The sequence below is a fragment of the Sphingobium sp. LSP13-1-1.1 genome, assembly GCF_040676415.1.
In the GTDB taxonomy this organism is placed as follows: Bacteria; Pseudomonadota; Alphaproteobacteria; order Sphingomonadales; family Sphingomonadaceae; genus Sphingobium.
The window spans coordinates 1-255 of record NZ_JBEGHU010000085.1; the positions used below are offsets into that span (position 1 = coordinate 1).

General features: G+C 63.5%; 1 pseudogene. It reads left to right on the plus strand.

The features are described 5' to 3' along the window. Positions 1-255, plus strand: a pseudogene (locus MRBLSP13_RS21550) (hypothetical protein); the annotation flags it as partial.

The following is a 255-nucleotide window of genomic DNA, read 5'->3' on the forward strand; positions in this document are numbered from 1 at the left end:
TCGTGGTCTCGCCCATGTGCCAGTATAATTCCAACGAGGGCTCTGCCAATGACTGGCATCTGGCCCATCTGGGCGGTTTGTCGATGGGCGCCGCGGGCCTGGTCATGGTCGAAATGACGAACGTCGCGCTGGACGGCCGGATCTCGCCGCGCTGCGCCACCCTGTGTTCGGACGAGAATGAGGCCGCGCTGAAGCGGGTCGTGGATTTCTGCCGCACCTATGGCGTTGCCAAGATGGGGATCCAGATCGGGCACG